15 protein-coding genes are annotated in these 17,104 nt (G+C 70.4%); 11 read left to right on the top strand and 4 right to left on the bottom strand.

Translation table 11 applies throughout. The annotated features are described in order from the left end of the window. Positions 1 to 162: 162 nt before the first annotated feature. The 5 genes from CCN72_RS28330 (at position 163) to CCN72_RS28310 (ending at position 4,449) form a co-directional block, all read left to right on the top strand. A complete protein-coding gene (locus tag CCN72_RS28330; RefSeq protein ID WP_086810732.1) occupies positions 163 to 1,686 on the top strand; it encodes an urease subunit alpha in 1,524 nt (507 codons plus the stop codon). A 94-nt stretch (positions 1,687 to 1,780) separates the two neighbouring features. Next, positions 1,781 to 2,830, top strand: coding sequence for an agmatine deiminase family protein (locus CCN72_RS28325; RefSeq protein WP_086810730.1), 1,050 nt, complete (start codon positions 1,781 to 1,783; stop codon positions 2,828 to 2,830). A 33-nt stretch (positions 2,831 to 2,863) separates the two neighbouring features. Continuing rightward, positions 2,864 to 3,340, top strand: a complete 477-nt coding sequence (locus tag CCN72_RS28320; protein WP_086810728.1) for a nuclear transport factor 2 family protein — start codon at positions 2,864 to 2,866, stop codon at positions 3,338 to 3,340. Between the two features lie 9 nt (positions 3,341 to 3,349). After that, entirely contained in the window at positions 3,350 to 3,844 is a 495-nt protein-coding gene (locus CCN72_RS28315) for a hypothetical protein (protein WP_086810726.1), read from the top strand. Next, on the top strand, positions 3,841 to 4,449 hold the full coding sequence (locus CCN72_RS28310) for a TetR/AcrR family transcriptional regulator (RefSeq protein ID WP_086810724.1): 609 nt from the start codon (positions 3,841 to 3,843) through the stop codon (positions 4,447 to 4,449). The genes CCN72_RS28315 and CCN72_RS28310 overlap by 4 nt, the downstream gene beginning before the upstream one ends. A gap of 295 nt (positions 4,450 to 4,744) precedes the next feature. On the opposite strand, the gene CCN72_RS28305 is transcribed toward CCN72_RS28310, so the two are convergent. After that, positions 4,745 to 5,233 (bottom strand): GNAT family N-acetyltransferase, encoded by a 489-nt coding sequence (locus CCN72_RS28305; protein ID WP_086810722.1) that lies wholly within the window; start codon positions 5,231 to 5,233, stop codon positions 4,745 to 4,747. Between the two features lie 181 nt (positions 5,234 to 5,414). Between CCN72_RS28305 and CCN72_RS28300 the strand changes: the two genes are divergently transcribed. The 5 genes from CCN72_RS28300 to cimA all read left to right on the top strand — a co-directional run bounded on the left by CCN72_RS28300 (position 5,415) and on the right by cimA (position 10,105). After that, the gene (locus CCN72_RS28300) at positions 5,415 to 6,182 is read left to right on the top strand and encodes a transposase (RefSeq protein ID WP_086810720.1); all 768 of its coding nucleotides are present in this window, start codon (positions 5,415 to 5,417) and stop codon (positions 6,180 to 6,182) included. Between the two features lie 176 nt (positions 6,183 to 6,358). Next, complete coding sequence (locus CCN72_RS28295) at positions 6,359 to 6,574, top strand: hypothetical protein (protein WP_086810718.1); 216 nt, start codon at positions 6,359 to 6,361, stop codon at positions 6,572 to 6,574. Positions 6,575 to 6,630: 56 nt separating this feature from the next. Then, positions 6,631 to 6,762, top strand: a complete 132-nt coding sequence (locus tag CCN72_RS41735) for an Imm1 family immunity protein (RefSeq protein WP_107430171.1) — start codon at positions 6,631 to 6,633, stop codon at positions 6,760 to 6,762. Between the two features lie 138 nt (positions 6,763 to 6,900). Then, the gene (locus tag CCN72_RS28290; RefSeq protein ID WP_086810717.1) at positions 6,901 to 8,211 is read left to right on the top strand and encodes an MFS transporter; all 1,311 of its coding nucleotides are present in this window, start codon (positions 6,901 to 6,903) and stop codon (positions 8,209 to 8,211) included. Between the two features lie 286 nt (positions 8,212 to 8,497). Then, positions 8,498 to 10,105 carry a citramalate synthase gene (gene cimA, locus CCN72_RS28285; RefSeq protein ID WP_086810715.1) on the top strand — a complete coding sequence of 536 codons (1,608 nt, stop codon included), beginning with the start codon at positions 8,498 to 8,500 and terminating at the stop codon, positions 10,103 to 10,105. Positions 10,106 to 10,827: 722 nt separating this feature from the next. On the opposite strand, the gene CCN72_RS28280 is transcribed toward cimA, so the two are convergent. The 3 genes from CCN72_RS28280 to CCN72_RS28270 all read right to left on the bottom strand — a co-directional run bounded on the left by CCN72_RS28280 (position 10,828) and on the right by CCN72_RS28270 (position 13,733). Beyond that, positions 10,828 to 11,430 carry a GOLPH3/VPS74 family protein gene (locus tag CCN72_RS28280; protein WP_086810713.1) on the bottom strand — a complete coding sequence of 201 codons (603 nt, stop codon included), beginning with the start codon at positions 11,428 to 11,430 and terminating at the stop codon, positions 10,828 to 10,830. Positions 11,431 to 11,462: 32 nt separating this feature from the next. Further along, positions 11,463 to 11,753 (bottom strand): muconolactone Delta-isomerase family protein, encoded by a 291-nt coding sequence (locus CCN72_RS28275; RefSeq protein ID WP_086810711.1) that lies wholly within the window; start codon positions 11,751 to 11,753, stop codon positions 11,463 to 11,465. 114 nt (positions 11,754 to 11,867) lie between these two features. Beyond that, entirely contained in the window at positions 11,868 to 13,733 is a 1,866-nt protein-coding gene (locus CCN72_RS28270) for an RICIN domain-containing protein (protein ID WP_086810710.1), read from the bottom strand. A 167-nt stretch (positions 13,734 to 13,900) separates the two neighbouring features. Between CCN72_RS28270 and CCN72_RS28265 the strand changes: the two genes are divergently transcribed. Beyond that, entirely contained in the window at positions 13,901 to 16,921 is a 3,021-nt protein-coding gene (locus CCN72_RS28265) for a glycoside hydrolase family 3 protein (protein WP_086810708.1), read from the top strand. Positions 16,922 to 17,104: the final 183 nt, after the last annotated feature.

Here is a 17,104-nt window from a genome sequence, read left to right as displayed (position 1 = left end):
GCGCAGGGCCGCGGCCTGCGGATATCTGGGGGTCATGGGCGACGAGGAAGGCGGGTGTCCGGGGTTCGGGACCGACGAGGTGAGCGGATGTCCGGGGGGCGGGAGCGACGGGGAGAGCGGACCCCCGGCGGTCAGGTGCGACGAGGAGAAGGGGCAGGAGCGATGAGCCGTTCCAAGGGACGCGAGGTCAGCCGGGCGATCCATGTCGATCCGGGCGCCTACGCCGCGACTCATGGCCCCCGCGCGGGCGACCGGGTCCGCCTCGGCGACTCGGGCCTGACCATCCGCGTGGAGTCCGACGCCCAGCGCTACGGCGACGAGTTCCTCGCCGGGTTCGGCAAGACGGCCCGCGACGGACTGCACCTCAAGGCCGCCGCCGTGCGCGAGACCTGTGACGTGGTGATCAGCAACGTCGTGGTGATCGACGCGGTGCAGGGCATCCGCAAGGTGTCCATCGGCATCCGCGAGGGCCGCATCAGCGCGATCGGCCGCGCGGGCAACCCGGACACCCTCGACGGGGTGGACGTCGTGGTCGGCACCGGCACCTCGATCGTCTCCGGCGAGGGCCTGATCGCCACCGCCGGCGCCGTCGACACCCATGTCCATCTGCTGTCACCGCGCATCATGGAAGCGTCCCTCGCCTCCGGCGTGACCACCATCATCGGGCAGGAGTTCGGCCCGGTGTGGGGCGTCGGCGTCAACTCCCCCTGGGCGCTGCGCCATGCCTTCAACGCCTTCGACGCCTGGCCGGTCAACATCGGCTTCCTGGGCCGGGGTTCGTCCTCGCACGAGGCCCCGCTGATCGAGGCGCTGGCCGAGGGCGGCGCGAGCGGCTTCAAGGTGCACGAGGACATGGGCGCCCACACCCGCGCCCTGGACACCGCGCTGCGGGTCGCCGAGGAGCACGACGTCCAAGTGGCCCTGCACAGCGACGGGTTGAACGAGTGCCTCTCGGTCGAGGACACCCTCAAGGTGCTGGAGGGCCGCACCATCCACGCCTTCCACATCGAGGGCTGCGGCGGCGGGCACGTCCCGAACGTGCTGAAGATGGCCGGGGTGCCGAACGTCATCGGCTCCTCCACCAACCCCACCCTGCCCTTCGGCCGGGACGCGGTCGCCGAGCACTACGGNNTGGGCCGCGCGGGCGAGACGGTACGGCGGACCTTCGCCATGGCCGGCAAGATGAAGGCCGAACTGGGCCCGCTGGAGGGCGACGGGGAGGGCGACGACAACGCCCGCGTGCTGCGCTACATGGCCAAGCTGACCATCAACCCCGCGATCGCGCACGGCCTTTCGCACGAGGTCGGCTCCATCGAGGCCGGCAAGCTCGCGGACATCGTGCTCTGGCGTCCCGAGTACTTCGGCGCCAAGCCCCAGCTGGTCCTCAAGTCCGGCTTCCCCGCGTACGGCGNNCAGTTCGGGGCGTACGGCGCGACGGCCGCCGACCTCTCCGTCGCGTTCGTCGCACAGGCCGCCGTCGACCAGGGCAACGACATCATGCCGACGCGCCGCCGCCGGGTCGCCGTCCGCGGCACCCGGGGCATCGGCCCGGCCGACCTGCGGCTGAACGCCCGTACCGGAGCGGTCGACGTCGACCAGCGCACCGGCCTTGTCACCCTCGACGGCGACCCGCTGCGCTCGGAGCCGGCTGACTCGGTCTCCCTCAACCGCCTCTATTTCCTGTGACCTATTTCCTGTGACCTTCGAAGACCTCCCGTGAACCTGGCACACCTCCTGTGAGCCCGGCACACCTCCTGTGAACCCCGAAACGGACCCCCAGATGAGCACCCCTGCCGCCGACGGCTTCCGCATGCCCGCCGAGTGGACCCCGCACGAGCGCACCTGGATGGCGTGGCCGGGCCCCAACCCCACCTTCGACGACGCCGACGACCTCGCCGCCTCCCGCCGCGCCTGGGCCTCGGTCGCCCGCGCCGTGCACCGCTTCGAACCGGTGACCGTGGTCTGCGGCCCCGGCGCGTCGGCCGGGGCGCGGGAACTGCTCGGGCCGGACATCGACCTGGTGGAGCGCGACCTGGACGACGCCTGGATGCGGGACATCGGCCCCACCTTCCTGACCGACGGCCAAGGTCAACTGGCCGCCGTGGACTGGACGTTCAACGGCTGGGGCGCCCAGGACTGGGCCCGCTGGGAGCACGACGCGAAGATCGGCGGACACGTCGCCGACCTCGCGGGCGCGACGACGTACGCCTCGACGCTGGTCAACGAGGGCGGCGGCATCCATGTCGACGGCGAGGGCACGGTGCTGCTCACCGAGACCGTGCAGCTCGGCCCCGAGCGCAACCCGCACTGGACGCGAGAGCAGGTCGAGGCGGAGATCCACGCCCACCTCGGCACCAGCAAGGCGATCTGGCTGCCGCGCGGCCTGACCGCCGACTACCCCCCGTACGGCTACGGCACCCTCGGCCATGTCGACATCGTCGCCGCCTTCGCCCGCCCCGGTGTCGTCCTCGCCCACCACCAGCCGGACCCCGCCCACCCCGACCACGAGGTCAGCAAGGAGGTCATCGGCCTCCTCAGGTCCTCGACCGACGCCCAGGGCCGCCCCCTGGAGGTCGTGGAGGTCCCCGCGCCGACCGTCCTGGAGGCCGACGGCCACTGGGCCGACTACTCCTACATCAACCACTACCTCTGCAACGACGGCGTCGTCCTGTGCGCCTTCGACGACCCCCGTGACGAGACGGCCGCCGCCCTCTTCCGCCGCCTCTTCCCCGAGCGCACCGTCACCCTGGTCGACGCCCGCCAGATCTTCGCGGCCGGGGGCGGCATCCACTGCATCACCCAGCAGCAGCCCAGGACCCGCCGCCCTTGACCTCAAGTCCGCTTCGGGTCGGAGGCTGAGGACATGACCACGCAGACGGATCAGGCAGAGATCACCGCGCTTGTGGACCGCTTCTTCCGGGCCCTGGACGCACGGGAGTTCACGCCCGGCTGGGCGGACGGCTTCCTCACCCCGGACGCCCGGATGAAGACCCCGCTCGGGACGTCCGAGGGCGCGGCGGCCGTCCGGGTCACCGAGGAGGCGCTCGGACGGTACGACCGTACGCAGCACCTCGCCTCCGGCGTCATCGCCGACACGGACGAAGGGACGGACGGGGCCGCGGGCACGGCGCGGGCCTCCTGGAACGCCCTGATGGTCCATGTCCGTCACGACGCCACGCTGTTCCAGGTGGGCGGGGTCTTCGAGGCCGAGCTGACGTGGACCGGCGACGGTTGGCGGTTCGCCCGGACGGCCGTCCGCGCGGTCTGGACCCAGGGGCGGCCGCCCGCGGGGGTGGCGCGAACCGCCGCCCGGCAGCCGTCGGCGCCTCAGGTCGGGTAGAACATACGGGTGAACGTCCTGGTCTGTGCGGGCTGCGGCCACCGGCTCTGTGAGCCGGTGCGCCTGCTGGCCGAGTTGCCCGAGCGCCCCCTGAACAGCGGGCGCAAGAACGCCGACGGGTCCCGGCAGGCGCCCTCCACCGTGCCGCGCGGGACCTGCGCGGTGGACCCCGAGCCGTCGGGGGCGCCGTTCGTGCCGCACCCGGACCCCGAGTGGGCCGGGGCCGCGGTGCCCGGCGTGGCCGTCGCCGACCCCGACGGGCCGGGCTTCCTGGTGTCGGCCGGGCCCCGGGACACCCTGGTCGTCCACCCCGAGGACACCCGCGGCCACCTCCTGGGCGACGACGACTGCCAGGACTCCGGGTGCTGCGGACCCACCGGTCAGCAGGGCCCCAACTTCCTGTGCCCGGGCTGCCGGGCACCGGTGGCCACGCTGTTCGCCGAGTGCTACGGGCCCTACGAGACCCACTTCCTGCCCGCCGCCGTACGGCTGGTGTCCGCATGAGCGAGGCTCCCGCGCCGCGCCGGCGCACCCCCGCCCCGCCCCGCGAGGAGCTGCTCGCCGCGGCCATGGGCATGATCGCCGAGCGCGGTCTGGAGAAGCTCACCATGGCGGCGCTCGGCCGCGAGGTCGGGATGAGCAGCGGGCACCTCCTCTACTACTTCCGCTCCAAGGACGAACTGCTGCTGCAGACCCTGGAGTGGAGCGAGGGCCGGCTCGGAGCGGCCCGCGGCCGACTGCTCGCGGGGCCGGGCCCGGCCCGGGAACGGCTGGCGGCCTACGTCGACCTCTACGTGCCCGACGGTCACCGCGACCCGCACTGGACCCTCTGGCTGGAGGTCTGGAACCGCTCCCAGAACGCCGACGCCGACGCCCGCACCCGACAGTCCGCGATCGAGGGGGCCTGGCACCGGGACCTCGTCGCCCTGCTCGCGGAGGGCATCTCGCGGGGCGAATTCAGAGAGGTGGACGCCGACCGCTTCGCCACGAGGACGCGTGCGCTGCTCGACGGATTCTCGATCCATGTCGCCATCGGGTTGCGGGGGGTTTCGCGGGAGCAAGTGCTCGCGCATGTGGGGGAGTTCATCGAGGACGGACTGATCGCCTAAGGGCTGTCCCGTAATAGATCTTCAGACTTCGGTGGCGGGCTGTCCCACGACCGTTCGGGCGGCATCGAGATACGCCAGCTGGTTGTCCGCAGGTAGTCCCGCGCGCTCTCGTCGTCGGGTAAGCCCTCCCACGCAGTCCAGGTGGGGTCGACGTAGTACGCGCGTGCCGGGTCACGCACGGGCAGGGCGAGCTGGATGCGGATGAGCCACTCCGCGACCCGCAACTCTGGCCGGATCCGAGGAAGAAGCCTCCGCCATGGCTGACGGCCTTGGAGGGTTGTGGCCGTGGCTAAGCCTACGAGAGTTGCTTCCGCATCAACGTGCACATCGTTTCGTAGCGGCGCAACGATCCATCAGGGGCTTGTTCGTCCCACGAGTCTGGCTGGCGGTCGTACTCGACGTAGCCCAGTCGTTCGTATAGCGCACGCGCCCGGAGGTTGCTTTCCTCCACAGCCAGCTCGGCCTGCCGCAAACCGCGGTCCCTGATCCGCAGTTCTGCGGCTTCGACAAGGAACGTGCCGATCCCACACGACTGCAATGCGGGGTGGACTGCCAACTGCCACAAGGTGCCGACGCCCTCCTTGATCTGGTAGTCGACGCCGCCCTTCGCCACAGGGATGTCCGTTGCAGGACAGACCGCCAGGTAGTCGACCTCACCCGTCCGGGCACGTTCCAACTGCTTGGCGACGCCAGCCAAGTGGTGGTCAGACCCTGCCCACCCGCACGACGCCAGGTCCGCATGCACCAAATCACGGGCTGACAGCTTCAGCACAACACTGATCATCTTCAGTACCTCCGGTCAGTCAGCATCCACGCCGATCACACGGGGCGCAAAGCCGTTTCCTCAGTCCGCGCTCCTGGCTCACCTCCACTCAAGCAACCAGACGAACGCTGCTACTGAAAGCGAACGAAGCCAGCCGCACGAGGCCACCGCGAATGGCGCCGGTGGCTGAGATGCTTTCGCTGTGGCTGGTGTGATCACGGCGTCGGAGCCGTCTTGGACAGCCCCATTCGCCGGGTTGAGCCCGCGCTGCTTCGGGAAGCTGGTGGCCATGCTGCGGCGTGAGGGTGCGGACGCGGTCCGCAGGGGCAGGCCGTGGAGCCTTCCGCTGGAGGACCCGGTGCTGCAGGTCGCGGTCTACTGGCGGACAAACTTGACGATGCGCCGGCTCGCCTCGCTGTTCGGGGTGTCCAAGTCGGCGGCAGACCGAATCATCGACCACCTCGGGCCGATGCTCGCGCTCCAGCCCCGCAAGCGGTTCGCCAAGGGCACCGTGCTCATCGTGGACGGCACCCTGGTGCCCACCCGCGACCACACCATCGCCGCACAGTCCAAGAACTATCGGTACTCCACCAACCACCAGGTCATCATCGACGCCGACACCCGACTCGTTGTGGTGATCGGCCGCACCCTCCCCGGTAACCGCAACGACTGCAAGGCATGGGAGAAGTCCGGCGCCAAAGCCGCCGTCGGCAAGACCACCACGATCGCCGACGGCGGCTATCCCGGCACCGGACTCGTCATGCCCCACCGCCGGGGCAAGGGTGAAGGGCTGCCCGACTGGAAGGAAGCCCACAACAAGTCCCACAAGCAGGTCCGCGCCCGCGTCGAGCACGTCTTCGCTCGTATGAAGACCTGGAAGATCCTCCGCGACTGCCGCCTCAAAGGCGACGGAGTCCACCACGCCATGCGCGGCATCGCGCGCCTGCACAACCTCGCTCTCGCCGGATAGGCCGGCGGGCCGCACAATGAACAGCCACGTCCACACTGACCGGAAGACCATTTACGGGACAGCTCTCAGTACTCGTCCGGCCGATCACCGCTGCGGGGACCACTCAATGACAATGACGGCGTGCATTATTCGGGCGCAGGGAGTTTCAAGCGCATCACAGGGAAGAGGGTGAAGCCGTGACCATCGCACTGTATCGTGACGGGGAAAAGTGCTTCTTCAAGGATCTAGAGGAAGCGATCGCCTCCATCGACGCGAATCTCAAGGAAACCCCGGAATACGAGCACAACGCCGCAGGGCAATGGCTCTTCTTCGACGCTGTGGAAGACCAATTCCCGGTCAGCATGCTTGAAGCCAGCGTGAACCTCGAGACCGGCTACGGTGGAGTTATCTGATACACGTGGGAGCCAGATCGATTCAGTGCGTCTCCAGGGCTGGAAGATCTGAGTGAATTTCAAATTTCCAAAACATACCGCTCCATTCCGTGCGGAAGGTTGTCGAGGCATATCTCCGTTCCTCAGGGGAACGCCCTTCGATCATTGACTGGGTTCCAGGAAAGCAGAACGGAAGCTGGTTTTCCTGAACCGCCCAGCCGCCCTACTGGGGTCGATGGGTTCCCGTGGGTGCGGGCCCGGTGTGGTCGCTCGCGCAGTTCCCCACGCCCCTGCGGGGCGCGTCCTCGGGTGCATCGTCCGGTCAACTGCCGGGCAGGTAACGGGCCATGGGAATCCAGCACTGGAAGAAGATCTGGGTCGGGTCGGCGGGGAACATGGTCGAGTGGTTCGACTGGTTCGTGTACGCCAGCTTCGCCACCTATTTCGCCGGGGCGTTCTTCCCGAGGGGGAACCCCACCGCCCAACTGATGAACACCGCCGGGATCTTCGCCGTCGGGTTCTTCATGCGGCCCGTGGGCGGCTGGCTGCTGGGGCGGGTCGGTGACCGCCGGGGCCGTAAGGCGGCGCTGACGCTGACCGTCACGCTGATGTCGGCCTCTGCGGTGCTGATCGCCGTCGCGCCCACGTACGCGGTCGCCGGGTACGGCGGCGCCCTCGTCCTGCTCGTCGCCCGGCTGCTCCAGGGACTGTCGGTGGGCGGCGAGTACGCGGCCGGCGCCACCTATCTCACCGAGGCCACCGACCCGAAAAGGCGCGGCTTCGCCTCCAGCTTCCAGTACGTGTCCATGACCGTCGGCCAGATCATCGGCCTCGGCCTCCAGATCATCCTCCAGCGCACCCTGTCCGACTCCGCCCTGCACAGCTACGGCTGGCGCATCCCCTTCGTCGTCGGCGCCCTCGGCGCGGCCGTCGTCTTCTATCTGCGCCGCACCATGCCGGAGAGCGAGGTCTACGACGAGGACGCCTCGGCCGCCGAGGAGCGCGGCACCCTGCGCGCCCTGTGGCGGTACCGGCGCGAGGCGTTCCTCGTCATCGCGCTGACCATGGGCGGCACGGTCGCGTACTACACGTACACCACCTATCTGACCAAGTACCTCTCCAACTCGGCGGGCCTGTCCAAGGACACCGCGACCCTGGTCTCCTTCACCGCGCTGATCGTCTTCGCCGGGCTCCAGCCGCTCGCCGGGGCCCTGTCCGACCGGATCGGGCGCCGGCCGCTGCTGATCACCTTCGCGGTCGGCTCCACCGTCCTGACCGTGCCGATCATGACCCTGCTGGGGCGCACCGGCGGCTACTGGCCCGCGCTCGGTCTCTCCCTGCTCGCGCTGGTGATCGTCACCGGCTACACCTCGATCAACGCCTGTGTGAAGGCCGAGCTGTTCCCGACACATGTCCGCTCCTTGGGCGTCGCCCTCCCGTACGCCCTCGCCAACGCCCTCTTCGGCGGCACCGCCGAATACATCGCGCTGTGGTTCAAGAAGGCCGGGATAGAGTCCGGATTCTTCTGGTATGTGGCGGGATGTGCGGCCGTATCGCTTGTTGTGTACGTCACCATGCGGGAGACGAAGGACCTGGATCTGACCGGAACGCGGGGGGCCAGTGGAGTGGGGGAGTCCAGTGTGACGACCGCATCCTGAGACGGACGGTGAGCCGGGGGCGGTGCTGTGCCAGACTTCCCCCGTGCTTACGTTCGCCACGATTATTGGCAGCAGGCGCGCCGGTCCGCAGTGACCATCTCGTACGACCAGGTGCGGGTGGCCACCGTTCGTCCTCGACCCGCGCGCAGACCTCTCGCATCCGCGAGGGGTTTTTTCGTTTTACGGCCCACCTTCAGCCGTGAACCGAGCGCGGGGGAGTATTGGGGGGACGGTGGAGCCGGTCATTCCGGTAAGACCGAAGATCCACAACAGGAGCCTTGAGACCATGACCGAGACGGCAACCAGCGAGCTCGACGACTCGTTCCACGTCTTCGACACCACGCTGCGCGACGGCGCGCAGCGCGAGGGCATCAACCTCACCGTCGCGGACAAGCTCGCCATCGCCCGGCACCTGGACGACTTCGGCGTCGGCTTCATCGAGGGCGGCTGGCCCGGCGCCAACCCCCGCGACACCGAGTTCTTCGCCCGCGCCAAGAACGAGATCGAATTCCGCACCGCCCGACTGGTCGCCTTCGGCGCCACCCGCCGCGCCGGTGCCAAGGCGGCCGACGACCCGCAGGTCAGGGCGCTGCTGGAGTCCGGCGCCCCGGTGATCACGCTGGTCGCCAAGGCGCATGACCGGCATGTGGAGATGGCGCTGCGCACCACGCTGGACGAGAACCTGGAGATGGTCCGCGACACCGTCTCCTACCTGTGCGAGCAGGGCCGCCGGGTGTTCGTGGACTGCGAGCACTTCTTCGACGGCTACCGCGCGAACCCCGAGTACGCCAAGGCCGTCGTACGCGCCGCGTCCGAGGCCGGCGCCGATGTGGTGGTGCTGTGTGACACGAACGGCGGCATGCTGCCCGCCCAGGTGCACGCCGTCGTCGCCACCGTGCATGCCGACACCGGCGCCCGGCTCGGCATCCACGCCCAGGACGACACCGGCTGCGCGGTCGCCAACACGCTGGCCGCGGTCGACGGCGGGGCCACGCATGTGCAGTGCACGGCCAACGGCTACGGCGAGCGGGTCGGCAACGCGAACCTGTTCCCGGTGGTCGCCGCCCTGGAGCTGAAGTACGGCAAGCAGGTGCTGCCCGAGGGCCGGCTGCGCGAGATGACCCGGATCTCGCACGCCATCGCCGAGGTCGTCAACCTCACGCCCTCCACCCATCAGCCGTACGTGGGCGTCTCCGCGTTCGCGCACAAGGCCGGGCTGCACGCCTCCGCGATCAAGGTCGACCCGGACCTGTACCAGCACATCGATCCCGCGCTGGTCGGCAACACCATGCGGATGCTGGTCTCCGACATGGCGGGCCGCGCCTCCGTCGAGCTCAAGGGCAAGGAACTCGGCGTCGATCTCGGCGGCGACCGGGAGCTGATCGGGCGGGTGGTGGCCCGGGTCAAGGAACGCGAGCTCAAGGGCTACACGTACGAGGCCGCCGACGCCTCCTTCGAGCTGCTGCTGCGCGGCGAGGTCGAGGGCAGGGCGCTGAAGTACTTCGACGTGGAGTCCTGGCGGGCGATCGCCGAGGACCGGCCCGACGGCAGCCACGCCAACGAGGCCACGGTCAAGCTGTGGGCCAAGAGCGAACGCATCGTGGCCACCGCCGAGGGCAACGGCCCGGTCAACGCCCTCGACCGCGCCCTGCGGGTCGCCCTGGAGAAGATCTACCCCCAGCTCGCCGCCCTCGAACTGGTCGACTACCGCGTCCGCATCCTGGAAGGCCGCCACGGCACCTCCAGCACCACCCGCGTCCTCATCTCCACCTCCGACACCACCGGCGAGTGGTCCACGGTGGGCGTGGCCGACAACGTCATCGCCGCGTCCTGGCAGGCCCTGGAGGACGCCTACACATACGGCCTGCTCCGCGCGGGCGTCGAACCGGCGTAGCGCTCCGCGGGCACGAGAGCCCGGGACACCCCACCCTGAGGGGCTCGGGTTTTGGACACCCTCCCTTACGGGATTCCGGACCGCGTCTCCCGGCCGGGATTTTGGGCCGCGCCTCCCGGCCGGGCCGCGCCCCCGGTGGGGTTCGGACCGCGGTCCCGGGTCGGGTTCCGGGTGCCGCGCCGTGAGGGGATCCGGAGTGCAAGCCTGGACGGGCCCCGGGATCGTCCGCCCTGGCGGAGGCCGGGTGGCGACCCTGATGGGGTCCGGGCCGTGACCCCGGCGAGGTCCGGGACGTCCGTCCCGGGGTGGTTTCCGGGTGCCGTGCCCTGGGGGGATCCGCAGTGCCCGCTACGACGGAGTCTTGGACCGTGCACCCCGGCGGGTTCCGGGTGGCCACCTGGACGGGGTACGGGTTGCCTTCCTCGGCGGGTTCCGGGCGCCCGAACGGACCGGCCCCAGAGGGGCCCGGCCTGACGGAGATCCGCGCGTCGGCCCGGACGGGCCTCGGGCATCCGGCCATCCTGGTGGTGACGCGGAGAGTGTCCGCCTTGACGGGTCTGTGGACCGGGCGCTCAACCCCGACCGGCCTGGAGGCGCTTGCCCCGGGGGATCCGAGTGCCTGACGCGTCGGGCCGTCGGGCGTCCGGCGCCCCGGCACAGCTCGGGGTGCCTGCCCCCAAGGCTCTCCGGCTTCCCAGTAGCTGGCCGGGCGGCGCCTGCCCTCAAGGTGCCCGCCAGATGTTGTCGAACGCGGCGTTCTCGATGCGGCGGCGTTCGCGGACCGCTGTCAGTTCGGTGATCGCGTCGCCGACGGTGGCCAGGACGGTGAGGACCGCGTCGTCGGCGTTCTCGTTGCCGTCCGTGCGGTCCTCGCCGATGCCCAGGGGGACGGCGAGGGCGGTCAGGACCGGTTCGTCGGACCACCAGCGGTCGGCCGCGTGCCGGCGGGCCGGGGTGTCGGGCTGGGGGGCGTCGCCGCCGAGCCGGGGCAGCCAGCGCCGGGATTCCCCGGTGAGCTGACCGGCGCGGTCCAGGTCGTCCCGGTAGGCCGCGGCAAGCCCCCGGCCCCGGCGCCACAGCCAGTCCTCGACGCTCTCGTACGGCTCCGCGCGCACCAGCGCCGCACACGCCTCGTCCAGCATCCGGTCACCCGTGTCCAGCGCCGCCCCCGGCACGATGCGTTCCCCGTCCAGGGTGAGCGCCCGCGTCCCGAGCAGATCGATCAGCTCGGCCCCCGCGAGGGCCAGCGACAGATCGCCCTGCTCGACGGGGCGCGCGCCGGGGACGTCCACGCTGACGAGGAACAGATCCTGCGGTGTGGTCATGAGGGACTCCAGGTCGCCGGGACGGCAGGGCGTCAGACGCGGCCCGGGTCGTTCGGATGGGACTCCAGCGGAGTGACGGTGAGACTCATCCAGGGCCGCAGCGGCAGCGTACCGAGCACCTTCTCACGCAGCTCCGCCTCGTCGTCGGCACGCCACACGCCGATGCTGCGCGTCTCGCCTATCGGACGCCACAGCCGGGCCAGATGCCCGGTGGCCGCCAGCTCCCGGGCCCGCACCGCCTCCGCGGCCCGCCGCTCGGTGACCTGCTCCTCGGTGACGCCCGCGGGCACGGACGTGGTGATCTCGACCAGGAACTCGCGCACGATCCCACTCCTCGGCGACCGACGAACCGGCTGGTGGATGACCCGGCCGGGGGGCGAACCGGCCGGGGGACGACCGACTCCCTCATCGTCCCCCGGCCGCCCCTGGACCGCTCGTCACCCCAGCTGCCACTTCTGGTTCGCGGCGCCCGTGCAGGACCAGATCTGCGCGCGGGCCCCGTCGGCCGAGGAGTTGTCGGTGACGTCCAGGCACTTGTCCGCGGCGAGGTTCACCACGTCATGGGTGCCCGCGTCGTACGACCACTGCTGGGCGCCGGTCCCGTTGCAGTCGTAGAGCTGCACCTTCGCCCCGTCGGCCGTCGAGCCCGACGTGACGTCCAGGCACTTGCCGAGCGCCCGCACGGAGCCGTCGGGCTGCACGCTCCACTGCTGCGCGGCGCTGCCGTTGCAGTCGTAGAGCTGTACGGCCGTACCGTTCGCGCTCGACGCGCCGGCCACGTCCAGGCACTTGCCGGCCAGGCCCACGAAGGCACCGCTCGTGGCGCCGGTGCCGGACTGGGTGCCGGACCAGGTGAAGGTCGCGGAGGTCTTGCCGGGCAGCGAGTAAGTGGCGTGCTGTGAGCCCCAGTCGATGGTGACCGTCTGGGCGGAGGAGGAGCCGTTGTAGGCGATCAGCGCCTTGCTGCCGTCCGGGTTGCGCCAGGCCACGTTGGGCACGGTGGTGGACGCGGTGGAGGCGATCCGCTGCGCGCCGGGCCGTACGAACTTGGTCAGCTGGCCCATGTCGTAGTACTCGACGGTGTAGTCCACGCTCCCGCTCCTGCTGTCCCCGTCGTGCACGGTGACCAGGCCGGTGCAGGTGCCGCAACCCCCGTTGTGCGGGCCCATGTTCTGGTCCACGGCCAGCGACCACTTGGTCACCGACTTCGCCCAGTTGCGGGTGTAGTCGATGATGTTCGACATGTCCTCGTGCTGCTGGTCGGCGATCCAGGTGCCCCCGGAGTGCTCGGTGCCGAAGGCGTCCAGCGAGGGATACTTGGCGTGGACCGTGGACTGCTCGGAGACATCGCCGCCGTAGCCGTGCCAGGCGATGCCGCCGAAGTTGGGGTGGTCGCGGATCGCCGGATCGTCCACCGACTGCGCGGCGTACGAGTCGTAGCTGTCCCAATTCCAGTCGTGCGCCAGGACCTTGGTGCTCAGGCCCGCCGACTGGAGCTGCGGCAGCAGGTCGTTCTTGAGGAAGTAGGCGAGACCGCTCGCGTTCCAGCTCATCGACGGGTAGCCGGAGCAGCAGGTCGGCTCGTTCTGCGGGGTCACGTACGAGACGTCGATCCCCTGATCCCGGTACGCCTGGAGGTACTTGACGAAGTACGCGGCGTACGCGCCGTAGTCCTCCGCCTTCAGCCAGCCCCCGTTGAGCGAGCCGCTGTCCTTCATCCAGGCCGGGGCCGTCCATGGCGAGGCCATCACGGTCAGCGACGGGTTCAGCTGGAGCGCCTGCCTGGTGAGCGGCGCGACGTCCGCCAGGTCGTGCGCGAGGGAGAACCGGTTCAGGTTCGGGTCGCTCTGTCCGGACGGCACGTCGTCGTACGTGTATCCGTAGCGGGCGAGGTCCGAGGCGCCCATCGGGTTGCGCAGGAAGGACAGCCCGATGCCGTCGGTCGGCGAGAACAGCTTGCGCATCGTCGCGTTCCGGGTCGCCTGGGACAGGGCGCCGCTGCTGTTCAGCAGCCAGGCCGCGGTGTCGGTGAACGAGGCGCCGGCGCCGGTGAAGGTCTGGTACCGGGTGTTCTCGTCCACGGTGATATTGGTGCCGCCACCGCCCGTCCCGGACTGGAAGGCGAACGGCGCCTGCGCTTCGAGGCCGCGTACGACATGGCGGCCACCGGAGTCGTCGGTGGTGGTGAGCCACGCGGTGACCTGCTCACCGGTGGCATGCGCGGGGGATGCGGCCGCGGTGAATCCGGCGGCGGAGAGCAGCCCGGCCAGCAGCAGCCGGAGTGCGCGGGGGGATCTCCTCATGGTGCGTCGCCCTTCCTCTCGGGTCGACAGAACGATGATGAGCGGTGTTGAGCGGTGCCGAGTGGAGCGGTGCAACTGACGTGTGGTCTTGACGAGTTGGGGAGGCGTCAGTTAACTCACGCCGTGAGCTAAGCCATGAGTGAACCATGAGAGCCGAGGGAAGGTCCATGCCAAGGCCAAGAACCGCCCTGCTCGTCCCCGGGGCCCTGCTCGCCGCCCTGCTGCCCCTGTCCGCCGCGGCGCACGCCGCCGGCGATCCGCCGCCGGTGCCCGTCGACCGCTTCGAGGGCGAGGTGCCCTTCGCGTCCCAGCCCGCCGACGGCATCTTCACCTGGGGCGGCGACACCGATGACCCGCCCACGCTGAGCCTCGCCGACCGCGCCGACGCCCCCGAGGGTGCCAAGGTGCTCACCGGCAGCTACGACATCAGCGGTTACGGCGGCTTCACCCATGACTTCGCCGCGGACCAGCCCGCCCACGACTGGTCCGCCCACCAGGGCATCCGCTTCTGGTGGGAGGGGCACGACAACGGCAGGAAGATCGCCTTCGAGATCAAGGACGGCGGCGCGAACGGCGAGGCGTCCGAGCTGTGGACGACGTCCTTCACCGACGACTTCAGCGGCTGGAAGCAGATCCGGATCCCGTTCGGCGACTTCACCTACCGCACCGACTACCAGCCGGTCGGCGGCATCGACCACATCCTCGGCCTCACTCAGATGTGGGGCTACGCCGTCACCCTGCCCGTCGGCCTCAAGGGCGAATTCGCCATGGACGACGTGGAGTTGTACGGCAAGGCCGACCAGGCGCTGGTCGCCTCCGTCACCACCGACGCCTCCGTCTACCCGGTGGCCGAGGGCGGCACCGCCAAGGTGAAGGTCGCCCTCGCCACCACCGGCGGCAAGCCCGTGGACGACCCGGTGACCGTCACCTACGCCACCGGCGGCGGCACCGCCACCGCAGGCCAGGACTACACCCCGGTCTCCGGCACCCTCACCTTCCCGGCGGGCACACCGTCCGGCACCGCGCGCACCATCGACGTGCCCACCCGCAAGGACAGGGCCGCCGAGTCCGCCGAGACCATCCCCCTCAAGCTCACCGTCGACGGCGCCAAGGCCCCCACCGAGACCCCGCAGGTCGTCATCGACGCCCATGGACTGCCGTACCTGAACGCCAAGTTGCCGGTGAAGAGGCGGGTCGCCGATCTGCTGTCCCGGATGTCGCTCGCGGAGAAGGCCGGGCAGATGACCCAGGCCGAACGCGCGGGCCTGACCACCCCGGGCGACATCGCGTCGTACGACCTCGGCTCGCTGCTGTCCGGCGGTGGCTCCACGCCCACGCCCAACACCGCCGAGGGCTGGGCGCGGATGATCGACGGCTTCCAACTCCAGGCCCGGGCGACGCGGTTCCAGATCCCGTTGATCTACGGCGTGGACGCGGTGCACGGCCACAACAACCTCTACGGCGCCACCGTCATGCCGCACAACATCGGCATCGGCGCCACCAGGGATCCCCAACTGGCCGAGCGGACCGGCGCGGTGACCGCCGCCGAGGTGCGCGCGACCGGCGTCCCCTGGGACTTCGCGCCCTGCCTGTGCGTGAGCCGCGACGAACGCTGGGGCCGCTCCTACGAGTCCTTCGGCGAGGACCCCGCGCTCGTGGAGTCCATGGAGACGATGATCCAGGGCCTCCAAGGCCGGGCGGACGGCAGTGACTTGAGCCGTGACGACAAGGTCCTCGCCACCGCCAAGCACTTCGTCGGCGACGGCGGCACCGCCTACGGCTCCTCCACCACCGGCACCTACACCATCGACCAGGGCGTCACCACCGTCACCCGGCAGCAGCTGGAGGACATCCACCTCGCCCCCTACCAGAGCGCGGTGCGGCGGGGGATCGGCACCGTGATGCCCTCGTACTCCTCCCTCGACATCACCGGCGACGGCAAGGGCGCGGTCAAGATGCACGCCCGCGGCGACATGATCAACGGCGAGCTGAAGGGCAAGCTGGGCTTCGACGGTTTCGTCATCAGCGACTGGAACGCCATCGACCAGCTCCCCGGCGACTACGCGAACCACGTCCGCACGGCCGTGAACGCGGGCGTCGACATGATGATGGTGCCGTACACCTACAAGGACTTCAGCTCCACGCTGATCGACGAGGTGAAGGCCGGCCGGGTCACCGAGGCGCGGATCGACGACGCCGTCTCCCGGATCCTCACCCAGAAGTTCGAACTGGGCCTGTTCGAGCACCCGTACGCCGACACCAGCGGCGCCGCCGCCATCGGCTCCCCGGCCCATCGCGCCGTCGCCCGCCAGGCTGCCGCCGAGTCGCAGGTGCTGCTGAAGAACGACGGCGGGCTGCTGCCGCTGAAGAAGAGCGAGAAGGTGTACGTCGCCGGGTCCAACGCCGACGACATCGGCAACCAGACCGGCGGCTGGACCCTCACCTGGCAGGGCGCCTCCGGCGACACCGTCCCCGGCACCACCATCCTCCAGGGCATGCGGCAGGCGGGCGGCGACGTCACCTACTCCAAGGACGCCTCCGCCCCGACCGCCGGGTACGACGTCGGCGTGGTCGTCGTCGGGGAGACCCCCTACGCGGAGGGCGTCGGCGATGTGGGCAACGGCCACTCGCTGTCCCTGTCGGCGGCCGATCAGGCGGCGGTGGACAAGGTGTGCGGTGCCATGAAGTGCGTGGTGCTCACCGTCTCCGGGCGGCCCCAGCTCATCGGCGACCGGCTCGGCGAGATCGACTCCCTGGTGGCCTCCTGGCTGCCCGGCACCGAGGGTGAGGGCGTCGCCGACGTCCTCTACGGCGCCCGCCCCTTCACCGGACAGCTCCCGGTCACCTGGCCGAGGTCCGAGTCCCAGCTGCCGATCAACGTGGGCGACGCCTCGTACGACCCCCAGTTCCCCTACGGGTGGGGCCTGACCACCCGCACCACCGTCCCGCACGGCGGCGCGGGCACCCTGGCGTCGCTGGCCGCGCGGGCGGCGACGGCGGAGCGGCGCGGGGACCGGACGACCGGCCGGTACCTGGTCGACCAGGCCCGGCTGCTGGTCCAGCGGAAGGTGGGGCAGCGGATGACGGCGGCCGTGGCGAAGCCCTTCGCGGACGCGGACCATCTCCTGCTGACCGGCCACTACGGGCAGGCGCTGGCGAAGCTGGCGCAGGCGTACCGGGCGGCCTGACCGGTCTGCCCTGAATCACCCCTTAAGGAGGGCTTCGGGTAGCGTCGAGACATGAAGGCCGTCCCGCGGACCCGAAGCCTCCCCGCCCTGCTGCTCGCCGTGCTCGCCCTGGTCCTGGCGACCGGGCTCGCCCCCGGGGCGAGCGCGGACACCGGCGTCTCCACCATCGCCCGCGCCCTGCGC

Source organism: Streptomyces murinus, assembly GCF_002154555.1.
Lineage (GTDB): Bacteria > Actinomycetota > Actinomycetes > Streptomycetales > Streptomycetaceae > Streptomyces > Streptomyces murinus.
The sequence above is the reverse complement of the archived record's forward strand: the minus strand, read 5'-3'. Positions and strand labels throughout refer to the sequence as shown.

Bases quoted from the DNA above. Each gene is read 5' to 3' on its own strand.
- CCN72_RS28325 (WP_086810730.1), top strand. From the start codon at position 1,781: ATGAGCACCCCTGCCGCCGACGGCTTCCGCATGCCCGCCGAGTGGACC.
- CCN72_RS28320 (WP_086810728.1), top strand. From the start codon at position 2,864: ATGACCACGCAGACGGATCAGGCAGAGATCACCGCGCTTGTGGACCGC.
- CCN72_RS28310 (WP_086810724.1), top strand. From the start codon at position 3,841: ATGAGCGAGGCTCCCGCGCCGCGCCGGCGCACCCCCGCCCCGCCCCGC.
- CCN72_RS28305 (WP_086810722.1), bottom strand. From the start codon at position 5,233: ATGATCAGTGTTGTGCTGAAGCTGTCAGCCCGTGATTTGGTGCATGCG.
- CCN72_RS28290 (WP_086810717.1), top strand. From the start codon at position 6,901: ATGGGAATCCAGCACTGGAAGAAGATCTGGGTCGGGTCGGCGGGGAAC.
- cimA (WP_086810715.1), top strand. From the start codon at position 8,498: ATGACCGAGACGGCAACCAGCGAGCTCGACGACTCGTTCCACGTCTTC.
- CCN72_RS28280 (WP_086810713.1), bottom strand. From the start codon at position 11,430: ATGACCACACCGCAGGATCTGTTCCTCGTCAGCGTGGACGTCCCCGGC.
- CCN72_RS28270 (WP_086810710.1), bottom strand. From the start codon at position 13,733: ATGAGGAGATCCCCCCGCGCACTCCGGCTGCTGCTGGCCGGGCTGCTC.
- CCN72_RS28265 (WP_086810708.1), top strand. From the start codon at position 13,901: ATGCCAAGGCCAAGAACCGCCCTGCTCGTCCCCGGGGCCCTGCTCGCC.